Annotated in this window: 15 protein-coding genes, 1 pseudogene and 1 CRISPR repeat array; of the genes and pseudogenes, 11 read left to right on the top strand and 5 right to left on the bottom strand. The window is 35.0% G+C overall.

Translation table 11 applies throughout. The annotated features are described in order from the left end of the window. Positions 1-167: 167 nt before the first annotated feature. Entirely contained in the window at positions 168-359 is a 192-nt protein-coding gene (locus tag ABD745_RS06930) for a helix-turn-helix domain-containing protein (RefSeq protein WP_344827224.1), read from the bottom strand. 852 nt (positions 360-1211) lie between these two features. Between ABD745_RS06930 and ABD745_RS06925 the strand changes: the two genes are divergently transcribed. The 9 genes and pseudogenes from ABD745_RS06925 (at position 1212) to ABD745_RS06885 (ending at position 12875) form a co-directional block, all read left to right on the top strand. Beyond that, the gene (locus tag ABD745_RS06925; protein ID WP_344827158.1) at positions 1212-2786 is read left to right on the top strand and encodes a T9SS type A sorting domain-containing protein; all 1575 of its coding nucleotides are present in this window, start codon (positions 1212-1214) and stop codon (positions 2784-2786) included. Between the two features lie 12 nt (positions 2787-2798). Continuing rightward, positions 2799-5579 carry a hypothetical protein gene (locus tag ABD745_RS06920; protein ID WP_344827155.1) on the top strand — a complete coding sequence of 927 codons (2781 nt, stop codon included), beginning with the start codon at positions 2799-2801 and terminating at the stop codon, positions 5577-5579. Between the two features lie 2 nt (positions 5580-5581). Then, entirely contained in the window at positions 5582-9277 is a 3696-nt protein-coding gene (locus ABD745_RS06915; RefSeq protein WP_344827153.1) for a DUF6443 domain-containing protein, read from the top strand. Then, a complete protein-coding gene (locus ABD745_RS06910; protein ID WP_344827150.1) occupies positions 9274-9681 on the top strand; it encodes a hypothetical protein in 408 nt (135 codons plus the stop codon). Before ABD745_RS06915 ends, ABD745_RS06910 begins: the two co-directional genes overlap by 4 nt. A 7-nt stretch (positions 9682-9688) precedes the next feature. After that, complete coding sequence (locus tag ABD745_RS06905; protein WP_344827147.1) at positions 9689-10069, top strand: hypothetical protein; 381 nt, start codon at positions 9689-9691, stop codon at positions 10067-10069. A gap of 131 nt (positions 10070-10200) precedes the next feature. Further along, positions 10201-10533 (top strand): annotated as a pseudogene (locus tag ABD745_RS06900) (RHS repeat domain-containing protein); the annotation flags it as partial. A gap of 894 nt (positions 10534-11427) precedes the next feature. Beyond that, positions 11428-11796 carry a hypothetical protein gene (locus tag ABD745_RS06895; protein ID WP_344827144.1) on the top strand — a complete coding sequence of 123 codons (369 nt, stop codon included), beginning with the start codon at positions 11428-11430 and terminating at the stop codon, positions 11794-11796. A gap of 306 nt (positions 11797-12102) precedes the next feature. Next, positions 12103-12351: a hypothetical protein gene (locus tag ABD745_RS06890; protein WP_344827142.1), complete on the top strand. Its 249-nt coding sequence runs from the start codon at positions 12103-12105 to the stop codon at positions 12349-12351. Between the two features lie 44 nt (positions 12352-12395). Then, a complete protein-coding gene (locus ABD745_RS06885) occupies positions 12396-12875 on the top strand; it encodes a hypothetical protein (RefSeq protein WP_344827139.1) in 480 nt (159 codons plus the stop codon). Between the two features lie 138 nt (positions 12876-13013). Then, a CRISPR array of direct repeats spans positions 13014-15446; the repeat unit is 47 nt; unit sequence GTTGTGAATTGCTTTCAAAAATTATTATCTTCGTGATTGATCACAGC. Positions 15447-15503: 57 nt separating this feature from the next. Here ABD745_RS06885 and cas2 read toward each other — a convergent pair. From cas2 to ABD745_RS06865, 4 genes are all read right to left on the bottom strand, one after another. Continuing rightward, a complete protein-coding gene (cas2, locus tag ABD745_RS06880; protein WP_034678328.1) occupies positions 15504-15842 on the bottom strand; it encodes a CRISPR-associated endonuclease Cas2 in 339 nt (112 codons plus the stop codon). Beyond that, complete coding sequence (gene cas1 / locus ABD745_RS06875; RefSeq protein ID WP_344827132.1) at positions 15839-16732, bottom strand: type II CRISPR-associated endonuclease Cas1; 894 nt, start codon at positions 16730-16732, stop codon at positions 15839-15841. The genes cas2 and cas1 overlap by 4 nt, the downstream gene beginning before the upstream one ends. Positions 16733-16734: 2 nt before the next feature. After that, the gene (gene cas9, locus ABD745_RS06870) at positions 16735-20598 is read right to left on the bottom strand and encodes a type II CRISPR RNA-guided endonuclease Cas9 (RefSeq protein WP_344827129.1); all 3864 of its coding nucleotides are present in this window, start codon (positions 20596-20598) and stop codon (positions 16735-16737) included. A gap of 253 nt (positions 20599-20851) precedes the next feature. Then, on the bottom strand, positions 20852-21529 hold the full coding sequence (locus tag ABD745_RS06865; protein ID WP_344827126.1) for a YceI family protein: 678 nt from the start codon (positions 21527-21529) through the stop codon (positions 20852-20854). 301 nt (positions 21530-21830) lie between these two features. On the opposite strand from ABD745_RS06865, the gene ABD745_RS06860 reads away from it, so the two are divergent. After that, positions 21831-24233: a hypothetical protein gene (locus ABD745_RS06860; protein WP_344827124.1), complete on the top strand. Its 2403-nt coding sequence runs from the start codon at positions 21831-21833 to the stop codon at positions 24231-24233. A 418-nt stretch (positions 24234-24651) separates the two neighbouring features. Next, positions 24652-26775, top strand: coding sequence for a Tex family protein (locus ABD745_RS06855; protein WP_344827121.1), 2124 nt, complete (start codon positions 24652-24654; stop codon positions 26773-26775). Positions 26776-26782 lie beyond the last annotated feature (7 nt).

Here is a 26782-nt window from a genome sequence, read left to right as displayed (position 1 = left end):
GTAAGTTTGCATTGTGAAATTTTATCGCAGATAAAATCCTTGTGCCTTATAACAGTATTTCAACTGTAATTTGCACCTTTGCGATTGACCAACTATAAAAATGTAAATAATTTAAGATGGAAACCTTTAGAGTTTGAGAAATTTCATCTCAAAACAAAAAAATACCTTCATTTCTTGAAGGCATTATTGAAAAACGATTTGGGATAAAATATTTTGCGCCCTATCCTGACGTGTGGAATATTCTGGGATTTCCTGATCCGCAATAACGTACTGTCACTGATGTTCAGTAACCTTTTGACATCTGCACTGTCGTAGTACGGCGATTCATTACCCTGCCCTTTTCTAAGGGTATCTAAAATTTTTACAAAAACAGCCAGAACAGTATTTATTAGCTAGTCATCATATAAGGGAGGTTCTGCTTTCTTTTTCATAGTGTGTTTTTTTATTTAATCAAAATAAATTATTTTATATTATTTATATTTATTCAAACGTAATGATACTTAAAAATATTGTTTCAAACTTATTTCAATTAATATCAACAAATAAATTACACTTTAATTGAAATTAATGTATTTTATATTTTAAAAGAATATTTTTTATCAAAAACTGAAATATTAAGAATCAGAATTATCTAATGATTAAAAATTGCGAATATTTTTCACTATAAAAATTTATTTTTCCTCCTCATTATCAGTACTATCTGAATATATTTTTTGCATTGTGTATTTATTTTTTTATTTTCGCTCCATAATTTTAATGAAAACAAGCGTAAGCTATCGATTTGGACAAAGAAAACTGCGAATCTTCTTAATTGTATCCAAAAAAGATAGACTTACGCCCGTGTACCTATATGGCGCGGGCTAGGTCTTTCTGGATACAGGGTTCTTCGCAGTACCTCTTTGTCGGATTGGCTTTTGCTCCGCGCTTTTTATTTTAAAATTTCCAACCTTAGAGCAAAATACTGCATCTCTATATAATACGACATCCTTTGTCGTGTATGAGAACTAATTTTGCACAACAGATTGAGAATAACAGCTTACAATATTTAAATAATAGTAAAACAATAAACCATGATAACAACAAATGATGACACTAATTTCAATTACTAATAATAATAATTCTTTAAGAATGCGGTTTCCCTTATTTTCTTAAGTAAAACTCTTCTTACTTTCGACACAAATAATAACGTAAAATTTCAAACACTAAGAAGCATGAAAAAATTTTCTGCAAGCGCACTTACCATGTGCACAATCTTCGGCATTTCGGCTCAAGAAGTGGTCTGGCAACGTGACATCAAATCCTCGACACAGGATTTCCTTTCACAGGTCACCACCACCATCGATCAGCAGTATCTGATTACGGGAAGCTCCATTCGGGCTAACAACAGTCAACAATCACCTAACAACCAAAAACAAAACAATGGCTACGACCTTCATTTGGTTAAACTCAACCAACAGGGGGAAGAAGTATGGGAAAAATATTTCTCAGGGAAAAACCATGATTTCCTGTCAGCAACAGTCAATACTCAGGAAGGAGGTTTCGTTTTAGCAGGCACTTCTTACAGTGGAAAAGGCTTGGATAAAAAAGAAGAATCCAAAGGAGGATCTGATATCTGGCTCATCAGAATTAATGAATTTGGTGATGAATTGTGGCAGAAAACCATTGGTGGAACATCGGATGAAGAAGCCAGAGCGGTGATCCAAACCACCGACTTCGGATTTTTTGTTGCCGGAAATGTTCAGGGCGCAGTAAAAGGCTACGGATCAAAAGATGTTCTGGTTATAAGACTGGATAAAAACGGAAAAGAAGTATCCCAACTCGTTTTAGGCGGAAAAGGACTCGATGAAGTTGAGAAAATGATTCCTACCAAAGACGGTGGAGCTTTACTCGGAGTGTATTCCAGAAGCAACATCGGAGGATCCAAGAAAACCGAAAACTTTGGAGAGGGCGATTACTGGATCATTAAGCTCAGTAAAGACGGCAAAATAGAATGGGAAAAGAACTTCGGAGGAAAAGGCGATGACCATTTAAGAACACTGGCTTTGACTTCAACAGGCTATTTAATCGGAGGAGAATCAAGATCGGAAAGATCAGGAAATAAATCAGTCGGAATAGAAGAAGGAACTGATTTATGGCTGATTTCACTCGATGAAAGAGGGGAAGAAATCTGGCAGAAATCTTACAATTTTAAGAACAGGGATGTTCTCATGGGAATGAGCGTGATTCACCATCCATCAACAGACAACCAAAAACAATCAACCCAAGGCATTTTACTGGGAGGTTACACTCAGGCAGAAGGTCGTATTGAAACGGACGATGAAAAATTCTGGATGTTATACTTAGACCAAAATGGCAACGAACAGTGGAGAAAACATGTGAAGGGAGAATCCAGTAAACGTGAAGAAAGACTTTCAGACATTAAGTTAAACAGAGACGGATCAATTGTGTTGGCGGGTACGAGTGCGGAAGAGCTCGGAAAAGAGAACTGGAAGATTGTAAAACTGGGAGATAAACAAATTGATCAGCTGGTAGAAAAAAAGGATATTAAGATTTATCCGAATCCTGTATCTGATTACGCATATGTGGAGCTTGGGTTTGAGGGTCTGAGAGAAGGAGCGTTTGAGGCAGAGATCTCGGTGTATGATATGGGAGGAAGAAAGCTACAGAGCCTGAAAACAAAGAATAAAGTGACCAAGATCAATACACAACCTCTGATTCAGGGGGCTTATCTGGTCGTGGTGAAAACAAATGATAAAACGGCGAATGCTAAACTCATAAAAAAATAAAAATTACAAATAATGAAAAAAATAATAGTAAGTGCTTTTCTATTGACAGCCTTATTGGGAAATATCCATATTTCTGCACAATCGGATGCTATTGGACTTCAGAAATATGATTATGTCACCAATGGTGATGCCAATGTATTTCAGGGAATTCCCAATATCGGAATCCCCATCTTTGGTATTGATATCCCCACAACAGGAGCAGGCATCAACCTTTCTATAAGCTATACCACCGAAAGTCTTGCCGCATCAAGCCTGATCAGTGACGTAGGCAGGGGCTGGAATCTCTCCAGTATCGGAAGCATCGTGAGAAGTAAAACCCGTATCGCAGAAGACTATATCAAGACAACAGCATCCAGACCCGCCTATTCTGATGTCTATTACTATAATTATCCGGGAGGAAGCGGGAAATTTTTCATCACTGAAAATACTGTTTCTCATGAACTTCAAGCAGTACACACCTCTCCTGACAATGATAAAATCACATTTATTAAGGACACTACTGAAGGGAAAATAAAATCTTTTACCATCACAGATACAAAAGGGAATACTTATCTCTTTGATAAACTGAACATCAACAAAATGAATGTTGGAACCATAAACAGTACTCAAAAGTTAATTAACAGTGGTTTTTTACTGACTAAGATTTTCAATGTTAAAAATGAAGAAACTGCAGTCATTGAATATGAAACAAGAACGCAGCAGATCTCCAGTCCTGCAGGAACTTTACAGCAGAATAAGATCAAAAAAATTACCGTTAACGGTATAGGAAGCATAGAATATACTTACAGACACAACGGTACAGCTCCTTTACTAACAGACAATACCGATAGTGACTGGTATATTCTGGATAAATTGGTGCTTAAAGATACACGAGGTACTGTGATGAACCAGTATGCTTTTGAGAGAACCGAAGAAAATTTAACCGGATTGATCAATCTTGATAAAAATAATGCTCAGGTTCAGAAAACCAGATTTGAATATAATCTGGATACTCCTATAGGATTTAATAATACGTATGACAGCTTCGGATATGTCAATTCATTTCAATATTGTGATTTTGACAGTGGAATATTACACAGCCCTGAAGGAAGAAACAAGGATATCTGTACCTATGGAGCTTTAAAAAGTATTATCCTGCCTTCGGGAGGAAGAACGGAATATGAATTTGAATCTCAATCCCTTTATCAGGGGGATTATGCACCTTCTCCATCCAATTACTACGATAATTATCTTTTTGAAAAAATTCAGACCATTACCTACAGAACAGAACCGGGAGAATATCCTGCGCCATTTACAGTTCCCAATGATTATAAGGTAGCTGCGGTGAAAGTTGAGGCTTTAGCTTACGGACCTCCAGGACCTCATGGAACACTGCCGACATATACTATTTATATTAATGGTGTTGAGCCCCAACCTTATACTTATAATGCTGTAAACAATACAGGCTATTGCCAAAATATGTTTAGCTTTGAAAGTGAAGGAACCCTTACTTTCACTTTTCAGGGAAAGAGCCAGGGAACGATAGACCTGTATGCCTTTAAAAAGACCCGTATTGATGAAAATGATTACGGACACGGTCTGCGTATTAAAAGTATTAAGAATTTTAATACCGGATCTTCTACTCCTTTGAGTTATACAAAATACGAATATAATGTTTTTGATAATGCTCTCCGTTCAAGCGGAGTGGTACTGGATGACAGTATCGATCTCTTATTCCTGGATGATTCCCGAAAGGAAGTTAAACCGATCGGTTACACGAATATTAAAGTAACGGATATGGTAGGAGGAAATTATTCAAAATATTATTTCAAGGACCCTTATGCTGTAGCACCAGGAATTACACCTTCCTATCTGGGGGCTGATCAGGAAATGGATGTTTATCTCCGCACGATGGGAATTCTTGAGAAAAAAGAAGATTTTACCCCTACGAATCAGCTTTTACAGAAAACAGAGATGAATTATCAGTTCAAAGAAATTCCTATTGCCAATATTTCAGATGGAAACAATCCCGCAAAAAGAATTAATATTTCCAAACAAAGCTCTACAACCGAAAGCTATGTGACACCTTCAAAGAAACTGGTTTCTTCTTCCGAGACCAACATTGAGGATAAATACAACAACGTATCCTCTACCAAGGAAACTCTTTCTGACGGAACGGTGGTAGAAAAAACATTCCTCTATCCTGAAGACAAAGGAGTACAAAAACTATTGACAGCCAACATGGTGGATATTCCTCTGGAAACCTCCACCAAAAAGAACGGAAAGCTGGTAGGAAAAGCAGAAACCAAGTTTGACGATGCCTCGAATCTTTATCCTACTTCCATTATTTCTTATAATATGCAGACCCAGACTCCGGTTACGGCTTCTACACTGGATATATATGACAGCAAAGGAAACCTGGTACAGACCACAGGGAAAAACGGAATCCCGGTGACAACGATTTGGGGATATTACCAGACTCAGCCTATTGCCGTAATTGCGGGAGCTTCTTATGCCCAGGTTTCTTCACTGGCAACAGTAACGGCAGCAATAAATGCTTCCAATGCAGATCGTGATGATCCCACTCAGGAACCTCAGTTATTGACCGCACTGGAAAACCTTCGTAAAGATACTGCATTGCAGAATTATACCGTGAGTGCAACAACCTATGATCCGATGATCGGAGTAACCAATTCCATTTCATCCAACGGAATCAGAACAGTGAATATCTACGATTCCGCAAACAGGCTGATCAAAGTAACGGATGCAGCAGGCAAAACGTTGCAGGAACACCAGTACAACTATAAAAACTAATCATGATGAACAAAAAAACAACAAAAATAAAAAGACTCTCAGTTGAAAAACGGGTGGAGAGAAAATATTTTTCACTCCTCACTTTTCTTTTTTCATTAACAATTTTCGCGCAGAGCAGTTTAAATGCAGACAAAAACTACATCTACACCAAAAGCTGTCTGGATGCAGACTGCGTAAAAAAAGCCGAAGCCGTGCAATATTTTGACGGACTCGGAAGACCTGTTCAGTCCATAGCCATCAAAGCAACGCCGCTCGGGAGAGATGTAGTAACCCCGTTTGAATACAATTCACTAGGAAAACAGGTGAAAGATTACCTTCCGATTCCGCAGCAAAGTACAAGCGGAGGAGCTTTTTATGCCAATCCCAATGACAATATTTCGGCTGTTTACGGAAGTGAGAAAATCTATTCCGAAAAGATCTACGACAATATCTATACAAACAGGGTAAAACAGGTGGTTTCCGTAGGAAATGCATGGGCGCAGAAACCCGTGAATTTAGGATATGACACCAATATCGACGGCGAAGTAAAAAAGTATATCATTACCACAAACTGGGTGGACGGAAGAACAGATGCTCAGATCAGTGTTTCAACACCATACGCTGCGAATCAGCTGATGAAAACCTCGGCAACCGATGAAGACGGTAATACGACCGTTGAGTTTCAGAATGGTGAAGGACAGACCGTGTTGGTAAGAAAAAATGACGGAACACAGGACGTAGATACCTATTATCTGTACAACGAATACGCTCAGCTTGCCTATGTAATTCCGCCTTTGGCTGTGAGTACAGCACTGGATCAGGTAACTTTGGATAATCTCTGCTACCAGTACCGTTACGACGGAATGGGAAAAATGGTGGAGAAAAAAGTTCCCGGAAAAGGATGGGAATATGTGATCTACGACAAACAGGACAGGGTCATCCTGACCCAGGATGCCAACCTGAGAACAGCCACCAATACGTTCCTTACCCAGGGATGGATGTTTACCAAATATGATAAATTCGGGAGAGTGGCTTATACGGGATTTTTCCCTTCTACGGATACCAGAGCTACAGTACAGAACTATGTGAATAACCTTTCTGTAAATCCTGAAAACAATGAAGCAAGGATTTCAGGTTCTTTTACTTCAGACGGAATGGATGTATTTTATTCCCAGAATGCTTTTCCTTCTACAGGGATCAAAGTTTTAAGTGTTAATTATTACGATACCTATCCTTCTTACAGCTTTAATCCGGCGTTTCCAGCTTCGGTATTTGGACAGAATGTGATCACAGATGTTCAAAACGCTGCAATCAGTACCAAGGTCTTACCGACAATGAGTCTGGTGAAAAATATTGAAGACAATAACTGGACGAAAAGCTATGTGTATTACGATAACAAAGCAAGAGCAGTAGCAACCTATTCCATCAATCATTTGGGAGGATACACCAAAACAGAATCTGAGCTTGATTTTGCAGGAGTCGTAAAACAAACCAAAGTCTATCATAAAAGACTCAACTCAGATACCGAAAAAGTGATCTCCCAGGTTTTTGAATACGACGACCAAAACCGACTGAAAAAGCAGTGGCATCAGGTAAACAGCCAGCCACAGGAATTGTTGTCGGAAAATTCGTATAACGAGCTTTCACAGCTTTCCAATAAAAAAGTAGGAAACAACCTGCAAAGTATCGATTATACCTATAACATCAGAGGTTCTGTTACCCGGGTGAATGATCCGGCAAATCTGGGAACAAAACTTTTCGGTTACGAATTGAAATATTACAATCCTTTAAATACATCCAGTTCTACAGGAAAATACAACGGAAACATAGCCGAAGTTACCTGGAAAACCGCCACAGATAATGTATTGAGACAGTACAACTATCAGTATGATGCCCTGAACAGACTCAAAAAAGGAATCTATTCCGAACCCGATGCTTCCGTTCCTTCCAACGATTTTTATAACGAATCGGTAACCTATGACATGAACTCCAATATCCTGTCGCTGCAGAGAAACGGGAAAAACTCGTTGGGTTTAAAAGCAGAAATCGACAATCTTACATATGATTACACAGGAAACCAGCTGAATTCGGTAACGGACAATTCTCAGAATTACGCAGGATATCCTGATACATCGGGAAGCAGGATTCATTATGACAACAACGGCAATATGACCGATCATACCGATAAAGGAATTCTTCAGATTGATTATAATTTCCTGAATCTGCCGAAATATATTAAGTTCAATCAAAGTGTCGGAAGACTTTTAAAGACCTATGTAAATACAACTTATCTTTATCGTGCCGATGGATCAAAATTAAAAAAGATTCATAAGTACAAAGATTCGGAAACCGCTACAGCTCTTAGTACAACAGACACCGATTATCTGGATGGTTTTCAGTATGAAACAAAAACAATCCCATCCGCATCAGGAACTACCATTTTAAAATTTGTACCTACAGCAGAAGGATATTATAATTTTGAAAATAATAAGTATATTTACAGCTACTCAGACCATTTGGGAAATGTGCGTTTAAGCTATTTTAATAATGGAAGTGGCGCAGAAGTTCTTGAAGAAAACAATTTTTATCCGTTTGGATTAAAGCATGAAGGATATAATGCTCAGGCTGGAAATCCTGCATATAACTACCAATACAACGGTAAGGAACTGCAAAAAGAAACAGGTTGGAGCGATTACGGAGCTAGGATGTACATGTCAGACATCGGACGTTGGGGTGTGATTGATCCGCTGGCGGAGATGATGCGTCGTTATTCTCCGTATAATTACGCTTATAACAACCCGATCAGTTATATTGATCCCGATGGAAGGAAACCACAAACACAGGAAGATGAAATAAAAGCGACAATGGTTCCCACTACCATGCTGATGTTTTATGCAAGCGGAGGAAGCACAAATAATCGTGCTTTAATGCAGTTTGTCGGACAACCGGACGATATTGGGGATTTCTTTGTCGCAATGGACAAACTGAAGTCTGTGAACAGTAAAAGTGGCGGAGGGGCAAGTAGCAGTTCTTCATCAGGTACTTCCGAACATATAGATGTAGAGATTCCTGAAGTTACTATTAATGTAAAAGGTAATAAAAAAACTTGGAAAAATTCTGCAAACTTTGAATACAATAGATTACTCATGATGAGTAAGATTACTGGAGCTTTAGGAGAATGGAACTTAGATCTAAGAAGAGACTTTTTATATAATAGAGTCATAGAGACAGGAGCAGATAAAGTAGAAAGAAATTTTTATTTTATGTTTGGAGGAGCTTTAGCTGCACCATTTGCTATGTCATATATTGCAACACTTGGAGGAGGAACTGCTGCTGGTTATTTACAAGGAGCTGCGGTAAGAGGAGTTACAGATATGGCATTACAACAAACTATAAAAGGAAGCATAGACTGGAAACAAACTAGTATTAATGCATTTGTAGGAGGTGGAAGTGGTTTTGGAGCAACTCAAGTGAACTGGTTAAATTATGGAGGAAATATGGTTAATAATTTTGGAACGTCAATATATGATGGAACTTTCAATCATGATTTTATTATGAATTCAATGAAAGCCTTTACAGGTATTTTTGGAATGGGGTTTGCAAATTATAATGGTTTAACAAATGGCTATTTAGGAGGTTATTTTGGGACAACCTTATTACCGGGACTTTATTTTAATACAACTGATATAGTAATTGAGCAAAATAAAAATAAAAAATGATTAAAAAGAATATTCATATTCTAGTAATTGGTGTAGTTGCCCTAGTTATTATTTGTGGTTTTATAATATCAAGTATAAACTCTAAAAGACTTGTTAAATATACAAAATATACAACAGCAATAGTAACAAGTGACTGGCATCATAAAAATAATACTGGAGTTGGTGTAGATTATGAATACCATGTAAATGGAAGAAGCTATGAATACACCATAAATTTAGATTTAAAGAAAAATGAGAAATATCTTTTAGCTTATGATTCATTGAAACCAAGTAATTGTGAGATATTAGAAACATATCCTTTAAATCAAAATATAATTTCACCTATAAATGGCTGGAATATAAATGAATTACCAATACCGGTTGACAGCAAAACTATTAATGATTTAATTTTAGAAAATAATTAATTATTCAATGAAAAAAGACAAGATATTAATTACTATAGGCTTCTTTACATCATTATTAGCCTATGCTCAAAAAACTAATGAATATAAATTTTTAGCAAGTGATACTAACAAAAATAAAATATACGAAAAATTTGAAAGGAGAGATGGAAATAAGGTTTGTATATGGAACAAGATAGAAGAAACTTTCGAAAATGATCCATCAACTGAATTTACAGAATATTATTTACAAATTAATTGTGACACTAAAACGAGTGTGTTAAAAAAATTAATAATCCATTGGAGAGACGGAAATATTGAAAAACATGATGATCCATCAAATAAAGAAGTTTCTATAACAGATTCAAAATCTATACCGGGGCTTTTATATCAAAATCATTGTATAAAATAGGTAATGTTCCAGATGTGTTGGTTTCTTTTATTCATCAATATTAATAAAATTAATTTTAAATAAAATTAATAAAAAACAGGTAATCGAATGGTTACCTGTTTATTTTTATGTTAATAAAGATTTTTGAAGATAATAAGTATATTTACAGCTATACAGACCATTTGGGAAATGTACGCTTAAGTTACTTTAAAAACCCATCTTGCAGCGCAGAAGTTCTTGAAGAAAACAATTTCTATCCTCATGAAGGATATAATGCTCAGGCTGGAAATCCTTCTTACAATTACCAATACAACGGAAAAGAGTTACAGAAAGAAACAGGTTGGAGCGATTACGGAGCTAGGATGTACATGTCAGACATCGGACGTTGGGGAGTGATTGATCCGCTGGCTGAAATGATGAGAAGATATTCTCCTTACAATTATGCTTATAATAATCCTATCAGTTATATTGATCCGGATGGTAGAAAACCACAAACACAGGAAGATGAAATAAAAGCGACAATGCTTCCCACTACCATGCTGATGTTTTATGCAGGGGGTGGTAGTAAAAATAATGCTGCTCTAATGCAGTTTGTTGGAGTCCCGGATCAGATGGGTAGTTTTTTTAGCAGAATGGATGAACTTTCCTATAAGTCTGGTGGAGGTGGTTCAGCCACATCGTCAGGTGGATCGGGAGCAAGTTCTACAAGAGAAGAAGTTGATGTTGAAATTCCTGAGCTCGTAATGACAGGAAAAAAGGGTAACAAAAGTTACAATATGATGTTGCTGCATCTTGCTTTAGTAAGCTCAATTGAAAAACAGCTTGAAAAAATGGAAAACTCACAAATATCAATATATACACCTTTAAGTTTAGGCAATACACTATTGTCTTTTAACGCAACTTATATGTCAAATTTATCATATAGAAGATATATTGGAACGGCTAGTCCGAACTCTCCATTTATTTATAGAGGAATTAAATACTATGGAAATGGAAAAACATTCTTAAAGTCTGAAAGTTTAATTAATAGTACTAAATTAATTAAATTAGGAAAGGGTGTGGGGATTGGAACTGTTGTTTTAGGAGGTGTGCTTGATTGGGGATATGGAGTTCCAGAATATAAAAAGAATCCTAATTCGCCAAATGCTGTTTCTCCAGAAAAAGCTACTGCTAATACAATTATGGGTGCTTATGGCTTAACAGGAATTGGAACAATGCCTTCAATAGTCTATTTTGGGTTTGATAATTTATATCCAGGTGGATTAAGTGGATACACAAAAGACTTAGGAGAAGTACAGGCTGAATTAGATAATGGAATAAATCAAGCAGGGCCATATAGGATTAATTTAACAGGGGCTCATGAGCCTAAATAAAATATTATGAAATTTTATTATTATATTTTTTATCATTTTTACAAACTTTGGGATTATATTTCAAGTCCTAAAACTTTGTCAGATTTTAAAGCTGTAATTTCTATAGCATTTTTAGAATCGACATTTCTTTTATCATATTTATATTATACGTTGACTGTGCTTTCAAAAGTAAGCTTGGTTATTATTACCCTTGTTGTATTTATTTTCCCTAATTTATATTTATTTATTTTTAATGAAAAATGGAAAATTTATTTTCAAGAATTTCAAGAATACCCAAAAGCTAAAACACAAAAATATTCATTAATTATTTGGTTTATTACAATAATCATTATTGTTAATTTTATTTTCTCTTTAAATTATTTTCTATCACATTAATAGATTATGTGGTAATGTTCCGGTAATGTTCCAGATGTGTTGGTTTCCTTTATTAATCAATATTTAAGATAACATTACTTATAAAAATCATCAAAAGAGAGTAACCGAAATGGTTACTCTCTTTAATTTTAAAGGAAATTTACCCCCCCAAATGCAATCTACTTTTTATTCGTGTTCCAGATGTGTTGATAAGAAAAAGATAATTACCAATATGACGCACTGAACAAACTCAAAAAAGGAATCTATTCCGAACCCGATGCTTCCGTACCTTCCAACGATTTTTATAATGAAACGGTAACCTATGACATGAACTCCAATATCCTATCATTGCAAAGAAATACAAAAGGAATTTCCGGAACGGCTTCACAAATGGATAACCTGGCGTATATTTATGCAAATAACGGCAAGAGCAACAAACTGAATTCGGTTACAGACAGCTCTACCAATTACAGCGGTTATCCCGATACTTCAGGAAACACCATTTCTTATGATGATAACGGAAATATGACTAATCAGACTGATAAAGGAATTCTTGGCATTACCTACAATTACTGAACCTTCCGGATTATGTAAAGTTTGATAAAACCTATGTTCCAAGATTGGGATTCGAGGGAGATTTTAATGTTAATACCCAATATCTTTACAGGGCAGACGGTACAAAACTAAGAAAAGTATACACCTATGGTTCTGTAAGCACTAACAATGAACAGAATATCATTACCGAATATTTGGATGGCTTTCAGTATGAAACCACAGATTCTTGGGGGAAACCTTCCCAATCGATACCTTTAAAATTTGTTCCTACTTCTGAAGGATATTATAATTTTGAAAAAAATCAATATATTTACAGCTATACAGACCATTTGGGAAATGTGCGTTTAAGCTATTTCAATAATGGAAGTGGCGCAGAAGTTCTTGAAGAAAACAACTACTATCCTTTTGGATTGAAGCATCAGGGGTACAATGTATTGCCAGGAAATCTTTCTTATCAGTATAAATATAACGGTAAGGAGCTTCAAACAGAATCCGGAATGCTGGATTACGGATGGAGACAGTATATGCCCGAGCTTGGAAGATAGAACGGGATGGATCAATTAGCAGAAATGTATAACGCTATTTCTCCGTTTGCTTATGTAGGAAATAACCCGATCAATATGTTCGATCCGGATGGAAGGAAAATCACACCAATATCCATGATAATTATCGTTATAGAGGTTGTTGTGAATTGCTTTCAAAAATTATTATCTTCGTGATTGATCACAGCGAACCCAATTTAGAAAGTGATGACGAGCATGTTGTGAATTGCTTTCAAAAATTATTATCTTCGTGATTGATCACAGCGCTAGAAGTATTAGATATAGTTTCCAGAGAGTTGTGAATTGCTTTCAAAAATTATTATCTTCGTGATTGATCACAGCATAGCGGATGAAATTCCAGCCATTAAAAACGTTGTGAATTGCTTTCAAAAATTATTATCTTCGTGATTGATCACAGCTGATATTTAAATTGTTCGCAGTACTGAGCGGTTGTGAATTGCTTTCAAAAATTATTATCTTCGTGATTGATCACAGCTACTTTGAACGCCAGAACACATCCGCCACAGTTGTGAATTGCTTTCAAAAATTATTATCTTCGTGATTGATCACAGCTTTTGCAACTGGATTAAACGTCCCGCCCATGTTGTGAATTGCTTTCAAAAATTATTATCTTCGTGATTGATCACAGCAAAAATAAATAAATCCTCGTCGAATTTTCAGTTGTGAATTGCTTTCAAAAATTATTATCTTCGTGATTGATCACAGCGAAAACATCGTATTTAGTGACGCCCGCCATGTTGTGAATTGCTTTCAAAAATTATTATCTTCGTGATTGATCACAGCATAATATCCCGCGGGCTTACTGTTCCAATTGTTGTGAATTGCTTTCAAAAATTATTATCTTCGTGATTGATCACAGCCTTAATTCTGCTTATCCAATAATGCATTATGTTGTGAATTGCTTTCAAAAATTATTATCTTCGTGATTGATCACAGCATCTTGTCCGGACGTTGCGACTTGAAGCCCGTTGTGAATTGCTTTCAAAAATTATTATCTTCGTGATTGATCACAGCTTGTTTCCTTCTTCCAAATAAACGCCTTCAGTTGTGAATTGCTTTCAAAAATTATTATCTTCGTGATTGATCACAGCTAATTAAATATTTGAAAATACTTTTCCTACGTTGTGAATTGCTTTCAAAAATTATTATCTTCGTGATTGATCACAGCGCATTTTCGCAAAACGTAACCGCTTCGGCTGTTGTGAATTGCTTTCAAAAATTATTATCTTCGTGATTGATCACAGCTCTTTTGTTTGTCAGTATTTCGTTCCAGGTGTTGTGAATTGCTTTCAAAAATTATTATCTTCGTGATTGATCACAGCTTTGAGGATGGATTGTCAATGTATCAATTGTTGTGAATTGCTTTCAAAAATTATTATCTTCGTGATTGATCACAGCTAAAATATTCGCCAGATCAAGAACTATTCTGTTGTGAATTGCTTTCAAAAATTATTATCTTCGTGATTGATCACAGCGCCTCTTTTCAATTTTTAGAATATCGGATTGTTGTGAATTGCTTTCAAAAATTATTATCTTCGTGATTGATCACAGCTTCAATATACTGCTCCCTACAATGGATACAGTTGTGAATTGCTTTCAAAAATTATTATCTTCGTGATTGATCACAGCATTACTAACAGTAGGAAACGCAACTTCTTGGTTGTGAATTGCTTTCAAAAATTATTATCTTCGTGATTGATCACAGCGTTTGAATAATACAGCTCCACACTCGGAGCGTTGTGAATTGCTTTCAAAAATTATTATCTTCGTGATTGATCACAGCGAATTTTTTTGATTCCTTCGGATGTTTTCAGTTGTGAATTGCTTTCAAAAATTATTATCTTCGTGATTGATCACAGCACATTTCGCTTAACAGCTGCTGCTTTTTCAGTTGTGAATTGCTTTCAAAAATTATTATCTTCGTGATTGATCACAGCGATCCTACCAAAATGATATTTTCTCCGGTTGTTGTGAATTGCTTTCAAAAATTATTATCTTCGTGATTGATCACAGCATTGGAAACGGTAGGAAAGGCAACTTCCTGGTTGTGAATTGCTTTCAAAAATTATTATCTTCGTGATTGATCACAGCGTTTCCTGTATTTTCTTTATTGTTCCTGTGGTTGTGAATTGCTTTCAAAAATTATTATCTTCGTGATTGATCACAGCTGTAGGAGGTGTAAAAGCGGAAGTTGCTCAGTTGTGAATTGCTTTCAAAAATTATTATCTTCGTGATTGATCACAGCTCTTCAGAATATGGCTTATGAGGTTGTGAAGTTGTGAATTGCTTTCAAAAATTATTATCTTCGTGATTGATCACAGCAAGAAACTTCAACCTTTCTTTAAAAACATTGTTGTGAATTGCTTTCAAAAATTATTATCTTCGTGATTGATCACAGCCACCAAAGTCAAGGTTCAGCTGCAGCGGTAGTTGTGAATTGCTTTCAAAAATTATTATCTTCGTGATTGATCACAGCGCCGTTTTTCTTCTTGTCCTCCTCGTCGCCGTTGTGAATTGCTTTCAAAAATTATTATCTTCGTGATTGATCACAGCCTCAAAAAATAATCTACTGATTTTCAGTAGATTATTTTCGTTTTTAGGATTTGAAATTTAGAATAATTCAAGCTGTTGGAAGGTTGGCGGTGGTTCTTCTTTATTCCTGGCAAAGAATATTTCGATGTCACCAAATTGTTTATCGGTGATGCACATTATGGCTACTTTTCCTGCTTTCGGGAGCATAAATTTCACTCTTTTAATATGAACCTCAGCATTTTCACGACTCGGACAATGTCGTACATACATCGAAAACTGAAATAAGGTAAAACCATCATCCAACAAAGATTTACGAAAGCGGTTTGCATCTTTCATATTGGCTTTAGTTTCTGTCGGTAAATCATATAATACTAAAACCCACATAATACGGTATGCATTAAACCTTTCGGCATTCATATCAGTTCAGGATAAGAGATCAGACGTTTTTCTCCTGTATAACATTTATACAGTGAGGTGGCCGTTGTTTTTACAGCAACCAACAATGGCCTGGTCTTATCATCTATTTTCACATCTTTGGTCGCAATCTGTAAGATGTAAGCTTTAAATTCTTTAGTCAATTCTTCTGTTTCCTGGTTGAGTTCAAGCCATTGCATCACCAATAAATCAACAAATGGACGATAAGGTTCCATCAAATCATCTGCAAGACAGTATGGATTATATTTATTTTTATGGAAAATTCCGAGCACCGGAAGCAATCCTGTCTCAACAATTGCTCTCGCTACAATACTTCTGAGAACTGAGTAACCGAAATTAAAAAACTGATTGGGCGAATCTCCAAAACGCTGTCTCAGGAAATCAAGACTGATGAGGTATTTCCAGTAATGTTGTGCTGCAATGCCTTCCATATTGGTAATATCTCCACTTTTGACGTTATTTTGATAATCAATCATTGGTTCATAATAGTTTTCTAATTTCCTTAATACTTCTTTTTGGTTTTCGATTTTACATTCGATGGTTTGCTTCCAAAGTTGTTTTTTGAGGGGTTCGCTGGCTTCTAATTGGTCTTTGATCCGGTCGGAATGTTCGGTGTGTCCGTAAAGCGGAAGCATTATTCCGTGTGGTAAATGATGAGAATCGCAACTGACCACAACTACATTATTTCCCATCATTTTCTGAATGAGCTGATGGGAAATGGTAATCTGAAAATGGTCCAACATCAGCAAACCCAAATCTTCCACCGGAACTTTGCCTTTCATCTCATTGGAAGAAGGTTCCATAATGTACATTTGCTCGTCTTTGAGCTTGAGGTAAGCGGGATTGCCGATATAGATGGAGCGGGTGATCATAACTAGTACTCTCCTATTTTTGTGATTTCTCCTAAATGATTTAATTTTACTTTTATTGGATTAGTTCCAACGAGTGCTCCTACACTTTTAAATCTAAAATATCTTTTCGAGTCTTTTGCAGTAGGGATATTTTTCAATTCAGTATTTTTTGTTTCCAAATGATGTCTAAAATAATAATCGTTATTAGAAATGCTCCAGACCAAATACAAATGTTTGCTCAATAAAGATTTATTAGTGTTTTTTAAAGCTTCATCAAATTCTTCTTGTGATAAACCCAGAATAAACATTTCATTTTGCTGCATACTGAACTTTAAATTAAGATTATCTGCAGGTAGTTTACTTAAAAATGATTGTGGAAGTTCTTTGTCTAATAATTGACTCCAAACATCTGATGAATTTTTAATAACAGTCGGAATATTACATTTTTTTCTTTCTACTGCATGCCAAAATGTACAACTGTGCTGAACAAGCTTATTATCTTTATCTTCATAAATGGCGATATGATGATTGTTTCCTGTTAGTACAAACCCGATATCTTTGCCATTTTTATCTTTTTTAATTGCCTGTAAATTATTAGCATCCGGACGAGCAAATAACCGAACTGTAATAATTGGGATTTGTTTTTCTTCATTAAACCAAAGTGTATCCTTGAAAGCTTCTTTTTCTTTATTTCCAAATTGAGCTAAACGCTCTTTTACTAAAAATTTCACTCTTTCATCAACAATATCATCAGCCTGATTTGCTTTTAGACTTTGTAGTTTATATTTCAAAACGGTTGCATCATTATAGCACGATGCTTTTTCCAGAATTTCTGTTTTTTCTTCATTCAGAAAAATTGGGCTTTTCTTTAAGGTTGATAAAGACAATTTAGAATTATTTTCGTTTCCTAAAAGCCTTTCCTGTACCAAAACTTTAATCTTAGGGTTTACAATCTTTTCTGAATTTTCAAATAAGTATTTTAAAGGCTTATCTTTCTCAATCACTTTTATTTTACCATAAACAGATTGTTCGTGCAATGCCCCTCTTGGAACAATTACTCCAGTATCTTTATTCTTTCCTGTTGCTTTAAATTTAGTTATTGTTGCAACTTTTTTACCTGCTTTAAAAGAAACTAAAACCTTGTCAGCCTCTTGTTCCACATACTTTGTATCAAATTTAGTAGGTTTCTGTAAACGCAAATAATCGTCCAATTGAGATAATCTTTCTTTATGGTTTTTTACGAGTTCATTATTATTTTCAAACTCTTTTTCATTATACTTTTCTCCTAAAAGTTTTTTAGCTTCTTTAATTTCCTGTTGCATCAAATCTTTTGTTTCGCTCGAATTCAAAGTATTTATTCGCTGAATAAAACCTTGTTTTGTACAGGCAATCACCAAAGCATCAATGGCGTGATGGCGATGGTCATCTCTTTTTGTCCAATTTTCGATTTCTTCTTTTTGGTGTTTTCTTTTTCCGTGTTCGCTTGTCCATTCTTTGATTACGGTTTGTCCTAATTTTTTGTATTTAGGCATTTGCAGATTCATCAAAACATCGTCCCAACCCCATAAATTACGAAGTTTTGCAGTAACTCCACCTTCTGTTGTTGTCACATTATTGCATACTTTCTGTAAAATTTCTCTTGATTTGCGAGAGATATATTGGGTGTCTCTCAATTGTCTGTCGATAAAATTTTCCCAAAGCTTTTTATCGGTTTCCGTTTCTTTTCCAAGTTTTTTTCTTTCCAAATATTCTTTGTGTGAAACTTTCAGCCTTTGCATTTTACTGTAGGAAATAATTCCTCTCTTGAACCAATCATCTATCCGCTCGGAATAAAGAAGCAATTGCTCCTCGCCTTTTGTAGCAATGTAATCGTACGCAGTTTGATTGGTTTTTGTTGAATTACATTTCCTGTGAACCAATACTTTATTGGTTTGAGAATCATCAAACAACAAAGCTTTCGGCACAATGTGGTCAACATCATACGCATCGCCACTTAGAGCTTCTGTTAAATTAAATGTTTCTCCACAATAAATACATTGATTATTAACATGAGCATCTTTCAGATTTTTGCTAAGCGACGGGAAAATGAATTTATATTTCTGAATATATCGCTTGGTTACAGGTAATCCCAATTCAGCTAATCGTTTTCCGATTTCCTCATTGAGTTTTTTATTTTTTGAATTTTGTAAATCTGCGTCGTTTCGCTCGTCCTTACTTTGTTTCAGTGCACGTGCAAGTTCAACTCTGATTTCAGAAGGTTTTCCGTATTGCTCAAGAATTGCATTAACCACATTAATCATCTGATTCAGAATTTTCTCGACAATAGGTTGTCTCAAACTATTTTTAGAAAGAAGTTCCAATCTATCTAAAGTAATTTGTTGTTCTCTTTCATCCTTCGTCAACGAATTAGAATGATTATAACCAGCCAAACTGCAAGATTGAGAATAATCATAACCCTCCATCAAAAAAGGTAGAATCTTCCTCATTGATTTGTTTGATTTATTCCCGAAAGCATGTTTGTTAAAATCAATATGAGACAATTTATCGGCAATTTCATCATCAAATCCAAACCTTTTGATTAAAGCATTTTTACATTCATCTAAATCTTTCAAGGAATAAATGGTATGCCACAATTGATACAAAGGTTCTTTCTCCATTGAAGCATCCAATTCCAAACCAGCTCTTTCTTCCAGAATTTCTCCAGTCTTTTTATCTACCAACATTGAAGTATGATTTGATGGAATGATAAAAACATCAAAGTTTAAAAGTTCATTATCGCCTAAAATATTATGAAGTGTAGAATAAGTTTCATTTCCTTTAATGCCTTTTAGAATTTGCTTATTGACATAAACATCATTTTTATTTAATTCTAAAATTTCAAGAAGCATAGTAAAACTTAAACTGTCATTTTTAAATAAATAATCTGCTAAAATTTCTTTTTCCTTTAAATTTGGAATTTTCTCACCCCATTTATATTTGCTTCCTTCTGGATTTTTTATTTTTAAACTAATCGTATTCACAACTTCCCAAATACGACAAAGCTGAAACAATGGAGAAGTTTTCGGAGCGACTTTCGGTCCTACAAAAACTACTTTATTTTTATCTTTTTCTTTATCAAAAATAGTTTTCTCAAAACCTTCAAATTCGCAGACACTTACTAACCCTTTCTGAGATTTTAGTTTTCTTTGAAAATAAATAATCTCATTCCTTAATTGATGAACAACTTCATCCGTAAGAAAATCATGTTTATCTTTTTGGGCATTAATGATGGTATCAAACTCTTCTGTATAAGCTTCTCGTGGATAAACTTCTTCCTTGATTCTGAAATAAGAATTGTTTATGTTTGAATTATACAATTCTTCATAAAAATACTGACCAATAGTTTGATTTCTGTCTTTCAACTGAGCATAACGTCCTTTGACTGCCTGAACATAATCGGTATCTTTTTTATCAGCATTTGCTTCGCTTCTTGCAGATTTATAACCTCTTTTTTGATTAAGCATATATAAAATACGCCCTAATTGTTCAGCAGAAATATTCTCATTTGGATTTGCAGAATCGCTTCTAAGCTTCCATAAATCAAGCATTGGAAGCTTTAACAATTCTTCTGAAGGAAAAACATTGTATTTATTCAGGATTTTCTTTAAATCACTTTTTTTCAGTTGCTTTCGATCATATCCCTTTCTCTGAGTACGGCTTACTGTTCTGCTTTGATTCTTTGTGATGGACAAACCTCTTTGGAATTCTTCTTTATCACTAGTTGATAAAGGAATGATTCGTGAACCCATCGCAATAATACGGATAGGAATATTATTTTCATCAACTTCTACTAATGCCCATCCAATTGAGTTAGTTCCTAGATCTAATCCGAGTATATATTTAGCCATAGTTAATAGTTTTTGATATTGTATAAAAATAGAAAGAAAAAAATTATTAAAAATGAGGTTTCCCGTAAATCAATTAAAGAATTTTTCATTTATATTTGTATTAATAATTTTGAAAAGCAATTCACAATAAGGATTATTCCGTTGTGAAAACATTCAAGGCGGGGCAACTCGCCTTTTTCTTTTTAAAGTTTTTAAACACAAAAAAAGCCGCCTCAAAAAAAGGCAGCTTCCATGATTCTATAATCTAACAATATTATTTTTTAGCTTTTACATCAACAGCGATTTCGATGTCTTTGCTGATCATCCATTCTGCAGGATCCGCTTCGGAAGTCCCGAATTTGATTCCCCAATCTGCTCTGTTTACAGTGAATTTAGCCTGGATAGAAGCTGAACCTTCTGTTACATCAACTTTCGCAGGGAAAGTTACGTTCATTGTTTTTCCTGATAAAGTAAGATTTCCGCTTACTGTTTTATTTGCTCCTGCAACAGCATCTTTTGGAGCTTCTTTAAGATCTGCTACACTTGTAATTTTGAATTCTGATGTAGGGTTTTTCGCAGTATCGAAGAAATCAGGAGTTTTTAGGTGAGCTTCAAGATCTGCAGGTTTTTTATCTTTTTCAGTTACTGAAGCCGGATCAACTTTTAGAGAGTTCATATCGATTACGAAGTTTCCAGCTGCAACATTTCCGTTTTCAATGCTTAAATCTCCTGATTTTACACTAAGAGTTCCCCAACGAGGAGCCATTCCGCCTTTGTGGAAAGCTTTCCAGTTTACTACCGAACTTACAGCGTCTACCGTCAATACTTCACCTTTGCTTTCAGCTACTTTTTGTTCTGTGGCTGTAGCAGCACTTTCTGCAGATTTTTCTTTGTTACAAGACGCCGCAAGCAATCCAACTCCTACTAATGCAATTACACTAAGTTTTTTCATATTATTTAAATTGTTTAAAAAGTTTATTTTTCTAAATATAAACAAAATTAAATTTCCGACAAGAAATTCATTCTTTACATATTGAGATTTCAAAAATAGAAACATAAATACTTTATTTCATTATCATACATCAATAAATTCAATAAATTTCCAATTACTGTAATTTTCTTCACTGAAGCTAAAAATCCGATGAATAATTTAATAAAATTTTAATGTATTTTGTAATCGTTTGCATTGTATTAAATTTCAAATCATGTACTTTTAATACTTATTATTTTTAACGCAAATAATCTCTATTTCTATGTCAAAGAAACTGTTACCTTTATTATTCTTTGTAAGTTTTTTTAGTAATTTTCAAGCACAGGATAAGGCAGAAAGCGCTTTAGAAATATTTACAGAAAAATATCCTCAGGAAAAAATACATTTGGTTTTTAATAAAAACAGCTATATCGCAGGGGAAAATCTCTGGTTCAAATCTTTTGTGTTTGATGGATACAGCCCTTCAACGATTTCTACTTCTTTATTTGTAGAATTGTATGACAGGAATAAAACTCAGATCAGCAAAAAATTAGTTCCCTTAATTAATGGAGAAGGCAGCGGAAGCTTTACGTTACCGGATAATTTAAAAGAAGATATTTACTACGTCAGAGCCTACACAACATGGATGACCAATTTTAATGAAGACTTTCAGGCTTTAAGACCCATTACAGTTTATAATCCTTCTTCTCCTCAAAAGCTTGTGATCGACAGCAATTCGAGATGGACAGCCTCAGTTTTTCCTGAAAGCGGAACTTTTGTAGACGGTATTAATACAAAATTTGCCGTTCGTCTGCAATCAAAAGGATTACCACCATCTGACTGGAACGGATATGTTGTAGATATAGCAAAACCTGATGTAAAGATAACTTCATTTAAAGGTTTTGATCAAAATGTGGGTTCATTTTCATTAACTCCAAAAGCCGGAACGAAATATCAGTTGATCGTGGATGATTCAAAAGGAAACAAACAGTCCATCGACTTACCCAATGTATCAGATTCAGGGATAAACCTTCAGGTTGTAAGCAGTAATGATGCCGTTAAATTTACTTTAAAATCAAAAAACATTGCTCCGGGAACACTGTATAAAGTGATCGCAACGATTAGTAATCAATTGGTTTTCAAAGTAAAATCGACAAAAATATTAGAGCAAACCTACTCTATTCCCGCAAACCAGCTCATCAACGGAATTTTACAGCTTACCGCGTTTGATGACAAGGAAAACATTGTTGCCCAGAGACTTTGTTTTGTTCAGCCTGATGTATTAAAAATAAAAAACCCGGCACTACAATCTTTATCTCTCAATGAATCTCCGAGAGCTTCAAACTCGTTCGGGTTACCTCAAACTTCCGATGGCAGACCTTATACTGTTCTTGTGCTTGATGGAAATTCAGACAGTTCGGAAGATGAAAACAGTTTACTAAGTACATTATGGTTAACGGGGGACATCACATCAAAAATATATACACCATCGCAATACTTTACTAAAAATCACAATTCAGAGGCTTTAGATGCTCTTTTAATTTCAGGAAAATGGAAAAGATTCGACTGGAGGTCCATCATGACAGGAGTTTATCCTGTTATCAGATATAAACCCGAACCCTATATTTCTTATAAGGGAAAAGTTTCCGTTCAGGGGAAACCGGCTCCCAATACAGATCTGAACCTATTGTTTCAGACACCAAATCAGGGAATAAAATTTTATCAGAAAAAAACTGATGCGAACGGTTTTTTCTCTTTAAACGGTTTGTTTTTTGAAGATTCAATTAAATTCTCTTATCAATTGAATGATCCCAAAATACCTAAGGAACAGGTTCAGGTAATTTTCCAGCCAAATTATGCTTTCGTTCCTTACAAAAACAGTCTGCCGGAAAGTAATTACAATCTGGTACAGCGTTCCGGCGAAGATCAGCCGACCAGCCAAATAGAAAGATATATTGCAACAAAAAACAATCAAAGCTTAATCAATGAAAAAGCTACTCTTATCGAAGAAGTAAAGTTAAAAGGCATAAAAAAAGATAAAACCAAAGAACTTAATGAGAAACTAAGCGGTCCTTTATTTCAAAGTGCTAATGATATGATTTTTGATTTTGTAAATGATAACAACAGTGCTCAGGGATCTATCAATATTTTGCAGTGGTTGCAGGGCAGAGTTGCCGGATTGACCATAGAATCCAGTATGGGAGAATTCATTCCAAAATTAAGAGGCAGCGAAATAAGCATTTATCTGGACGAAATGAAGGTTGATGCTTCTCAGATTAATTCAATTTCAACCTCAGATATTGCCATGGTAAAAGTTATCAAAGGCTTTTTTGCAGGTGGTTTTGGCGGAGGAAACGGAGCTATTGCAATTTATACCAAAAGAGGAGGAATTACAGGTTCTGTAAGTGATTCTACAGCCCCTACAAAATTAAGACAGATTACTTTAAACGGTTTCGATAAAGAAACACCTTTTGTAAATCCGGTTTACGGGGATGAAGGTTTTACCAATATTTCTCATGATTTCCGGAATGTTCTTTATTGGAATCCATCTTTACAGACACAGTCTAAAGAACCCGTTACAGTACAATTCTTTAATAATGACGATGCCAAAAATTATAAAGTGATCATTATGGGTTATGATGAAAAGGACTACACTCCTATTTATTACAATGAAATAATTAAATAATAAACTTGTTTAAATTTTTTTATTTGAAGCTTTTCCCGCTTTCCGCACTCGCTATTTGTGTTTGTTTCAACATTTGGAAATAAACACATAGTTTGTCATTCCGTAGGAATCTATGCAAAGTTTTTAAAGATCTATTTGAAAAAATTCGATCTTAGATTCCTATGGAATGACAAACCTTGTGGAAAATCATTACGTAAAACAGTACTTTACAAAAGAATAAAAATCAACGATTTTTAAAAACTTAAGTGATCTTTTTACGGTTTTAATTAAACTTAAAATAACTTAAGTGTCTAAAATTTGTAGTCAAAATAAAAGTTTAAACAAGTCTTATATTTTACAGAATTCTAAACCAAATCTAGAAGAAAAAAGTAAATTATTTTATAAAAAAGTCAGTACTTTAGCCATTCAAAATTTTCGGATGAACACAATTACTTATATACAGCAAACTCTCAATATATCAGATAAAAGTATCAATGCAACCCTTCAATTATTAGCAGAAGACTGCACTATTCCTTTCATTTCACGCTACCGAAAAGATAAAACCGGAAATCTTGATGAAATACAGATCGAACAGATTTCAAAGCTTAATAAACAGTTTGAAGAAATTGTAAAACGAAAAGAGACTATTTTAAAGTCTGTCGAGGAACAAAATGCCTTAACTCCCGAATTCAAACAAAGAATTGAAGAAAGTTTCGATATCCAGGAACTTGAAGACCTGTATTTACCTTTCAAAAAAAGAAAGAAAACCAAAGCCGATGCCGCCAAAGAAAAAGGTCTGGAACCTTTAGCGAAAATGATCATGAGCCAGAAAGTTCAGGATTTGCAGTTTTTAGCCTCAAAATATCTGAATGATCAGGTTTTATCTGAAGAAGAAGCTTTGCAGGGCGCAAGAGACATCATGGCAGAATGGATCAATGAAAATATGTATGTAAGAAAAAACCTTCGCCGACTGTTCCAGAGAAAAGCCGTTGTCACTTCAAAAGTGGTTAAAGCTAAAAAAGATGAAGAAGATGCCCAGAAATTCTCTCAGTATTTCGAATGGGAAGAAAGCCTGAACAGAATGCCTTCACACCGACTTTTAGCCATGTTGAGAGCCGAAACAGAAGGTTTTGTAAAAACAAATATCGGAATCGATAAAGAAGAGGCGATTGATTTTATTGAAAATGCAGTTATTAAATCTAATAACGAAACATCAGAACAGATTTCATTAGCCATAAAAGACAGTTATAAAAGGTTATTGGAACCTGCTATTTCCAATGAAACTTTACAGGAAGCAAAAGAAAAAGCCGATAAAAAAGCCATTGAAATTTTCTCTGAAAACTTAACACAACTGTTATTCGCTCCACCTTTGGGAGAAAAGAGGATTCTGGCGATCGATCCTGGTTACAGAAGCGGTTGCAAAGTGGTTTGTTTAGATGAAAAAGGAGATCTTTTGCACAACGAAACCATCTATCCTCATGCTCCTCAAAACGAAAGCGGAATGGCAATGAAAAAAATCCGTTCGATGGTGAATGCTTATAATATCGAAGCGATTTCCATCGGAAACGGAACAGCAAGCCGTGAAACAGAGTTTTTTATTAAAAAAATTGCGTTCGACAAACCTTTGCAGGTTTTCGTAGTTTCGGAAGCCGGAGCTTCGGTGTATTCTGCGAGTAAAATTGCGAGAGATGAATTTCCAAGTTATGATGTGACGGTTCGTGGGTCGGTTTCTATCGGAAGAAGATTGGCTGATCCTTTGGCAGAGTTGGTTAAAATCGATCCAAAATCCATCGGAGTCGGACAATATCAACATGATGTCGATCAGACTCAATTGAAAAATGAATTGGATTCTACGGTCATGAAATGTGTAAACTCTGTCGGAATTAATTTAAATACAGCAAGTAAATCTTTATTGAGTTACGTTTCAGGAATCGGTGAAAAGATGGCAGAAAATATTGTCAATTACAGGGCTGAAAATGGAGCTTTCAAAGACAGAAAACAATTGAAAAAAGTTCCAAGATTAGGAGAAAAAGCCTTTCAGCAGGCAGCTGCGTTTGTGAGAATTAATAATGCTAAAAATCCTTTGGACAATTCTGCAGTTCATCCGGAAGCGTACGGAATTGTAGAAAAAATGGCAAAAGATCTTGGAATTAAAACCAATGAACTGATCGCCAATAAAGAAAAAATCGCATTGGTACAACCTGAAAAATATATCACAGAAGATATCGGAATTTTAAGTATTAATGATATTTTAAAAGAACTTTTAAAACCAGGATTAGATCCAAGAAAAGCAGCTAAAGTTTTTGAATTTGATCCGAATATAAGAAAGATCACAGACCTAAAGATCGGAATGGTTTTACCAGGAATTGTAAATAATATCACAGCTTTCGGATGTTTTGTAGATTTGGGAATTAAGGAAAGCGGGCTCGTTCATATTTCTCAATTAAAAGACGGTTTCGTTTCTGATGTGAATGAGGTGGTAAAACTCCATCAGCACGTTCAGGTAAGAGTAACGGAAATTGATGAGGCAAGAAAAAGAATTCAGTTGAGTATGATTTTATAAAAAGCCG

The organism is Chryseobacterium ginsenosidimutans (assembly GCF_039536845.1).
GTDB lineage: Bacteria > Bacteroidota > Bacteroidia > Flavobacteriales > Weeksellaceae > Chryseobacterium > Chryseobacterium ginsenosidimutans_B.
Note: the sequence above shows the minus strand (reverse complement) of the source record. Positions and strands in the feature narration are given on the sequence as shown.

Coding starts and splice junctions, on each gene's coding strand:
- ABD745_RS06925 (WP_344827158.1), top strand. CDS start 1,212: ATGAAAAAATTTTCTGCAAGCGCACTTACCATGTGCACAATCTTCGGC.
- ABD745_RS06920 (WP_344827155.1), top strand. CDS start 2,799: ATGAAAAAAATAATAGTAAGTGCTTTTCTATTGACAGCCTTATTGGGA.
- ABD745_RS06915 (WP_344827153.1), top strand. CDS start 5,582: ATGATGAACAAAAAAACAACAAAAATAAAAAGACTCTCAGTTGAAAAA.
- ABD745_RS06910 (WP_344827150.1), top strand. CDS start 9,274: ATGATTAAAAAGAATATTCATATTCTAGTAATTGGTGTAGTTGCCCTA.
- ABD745_RS06905 (WP_344827147.1), top strand. CDS start 9,689: ATGAAAAAAGACAAGATATTAATTACTATAGGCTTCTTTACATCATTA.
- ABD745_RS06895 (WP_344827144.1), top strand. CDS start 11,428: ATGAAATTTTATTATTATATTTTTTATCATTTTTACAAACTTTGGGAT.
- ABD745_RS06890 (WP_344827142.1), top strand. CDS start 12,103: ATGAACTCCAATATCCTATCATTGCAAAGAAATACAAAAGGAATTTCC.
- cas2 (WP_034678328.1), bottom strand. CDS start 15,842: ATGAATGCCGAAAGGTTTAATGCATACCGTATTATGTGGGTTTTAGTA.
- cas1 (WP_344827132.1), bottom strand. CDS start 16,732: ATGATCACCCGCTCCATCTATATCGGCAATCCCGCTTACCTCAAGCTC.
- cas9 (WP_344827129.1), bottom strand. CDS start 20,598: ATGGCTAAATATATACTCGGATTAGATCTAGGAACTAACTCAATTGGA.
- ABD745_RS06865 (WP_344827126.1), bottom strand. CDS start 21,529: ATGAAAAAACTTAGTGTAATTGCATTAGTAGGAGTTGGATTGCTTGCG.
- ABD745_RS06860 (WP_344827124.1), top strand. CDS start 21,831: ATGTCAAAGAAACTGTTACCTTTATTATTCTTTGTAAGTTTTTTTAGT.
- ABD745_RS06855 (WP_344827121.1), top strand. CDS start 24,652: ATGAACACAATTACTTATATACAGCAAACTCTCAATATATCAGATAAA.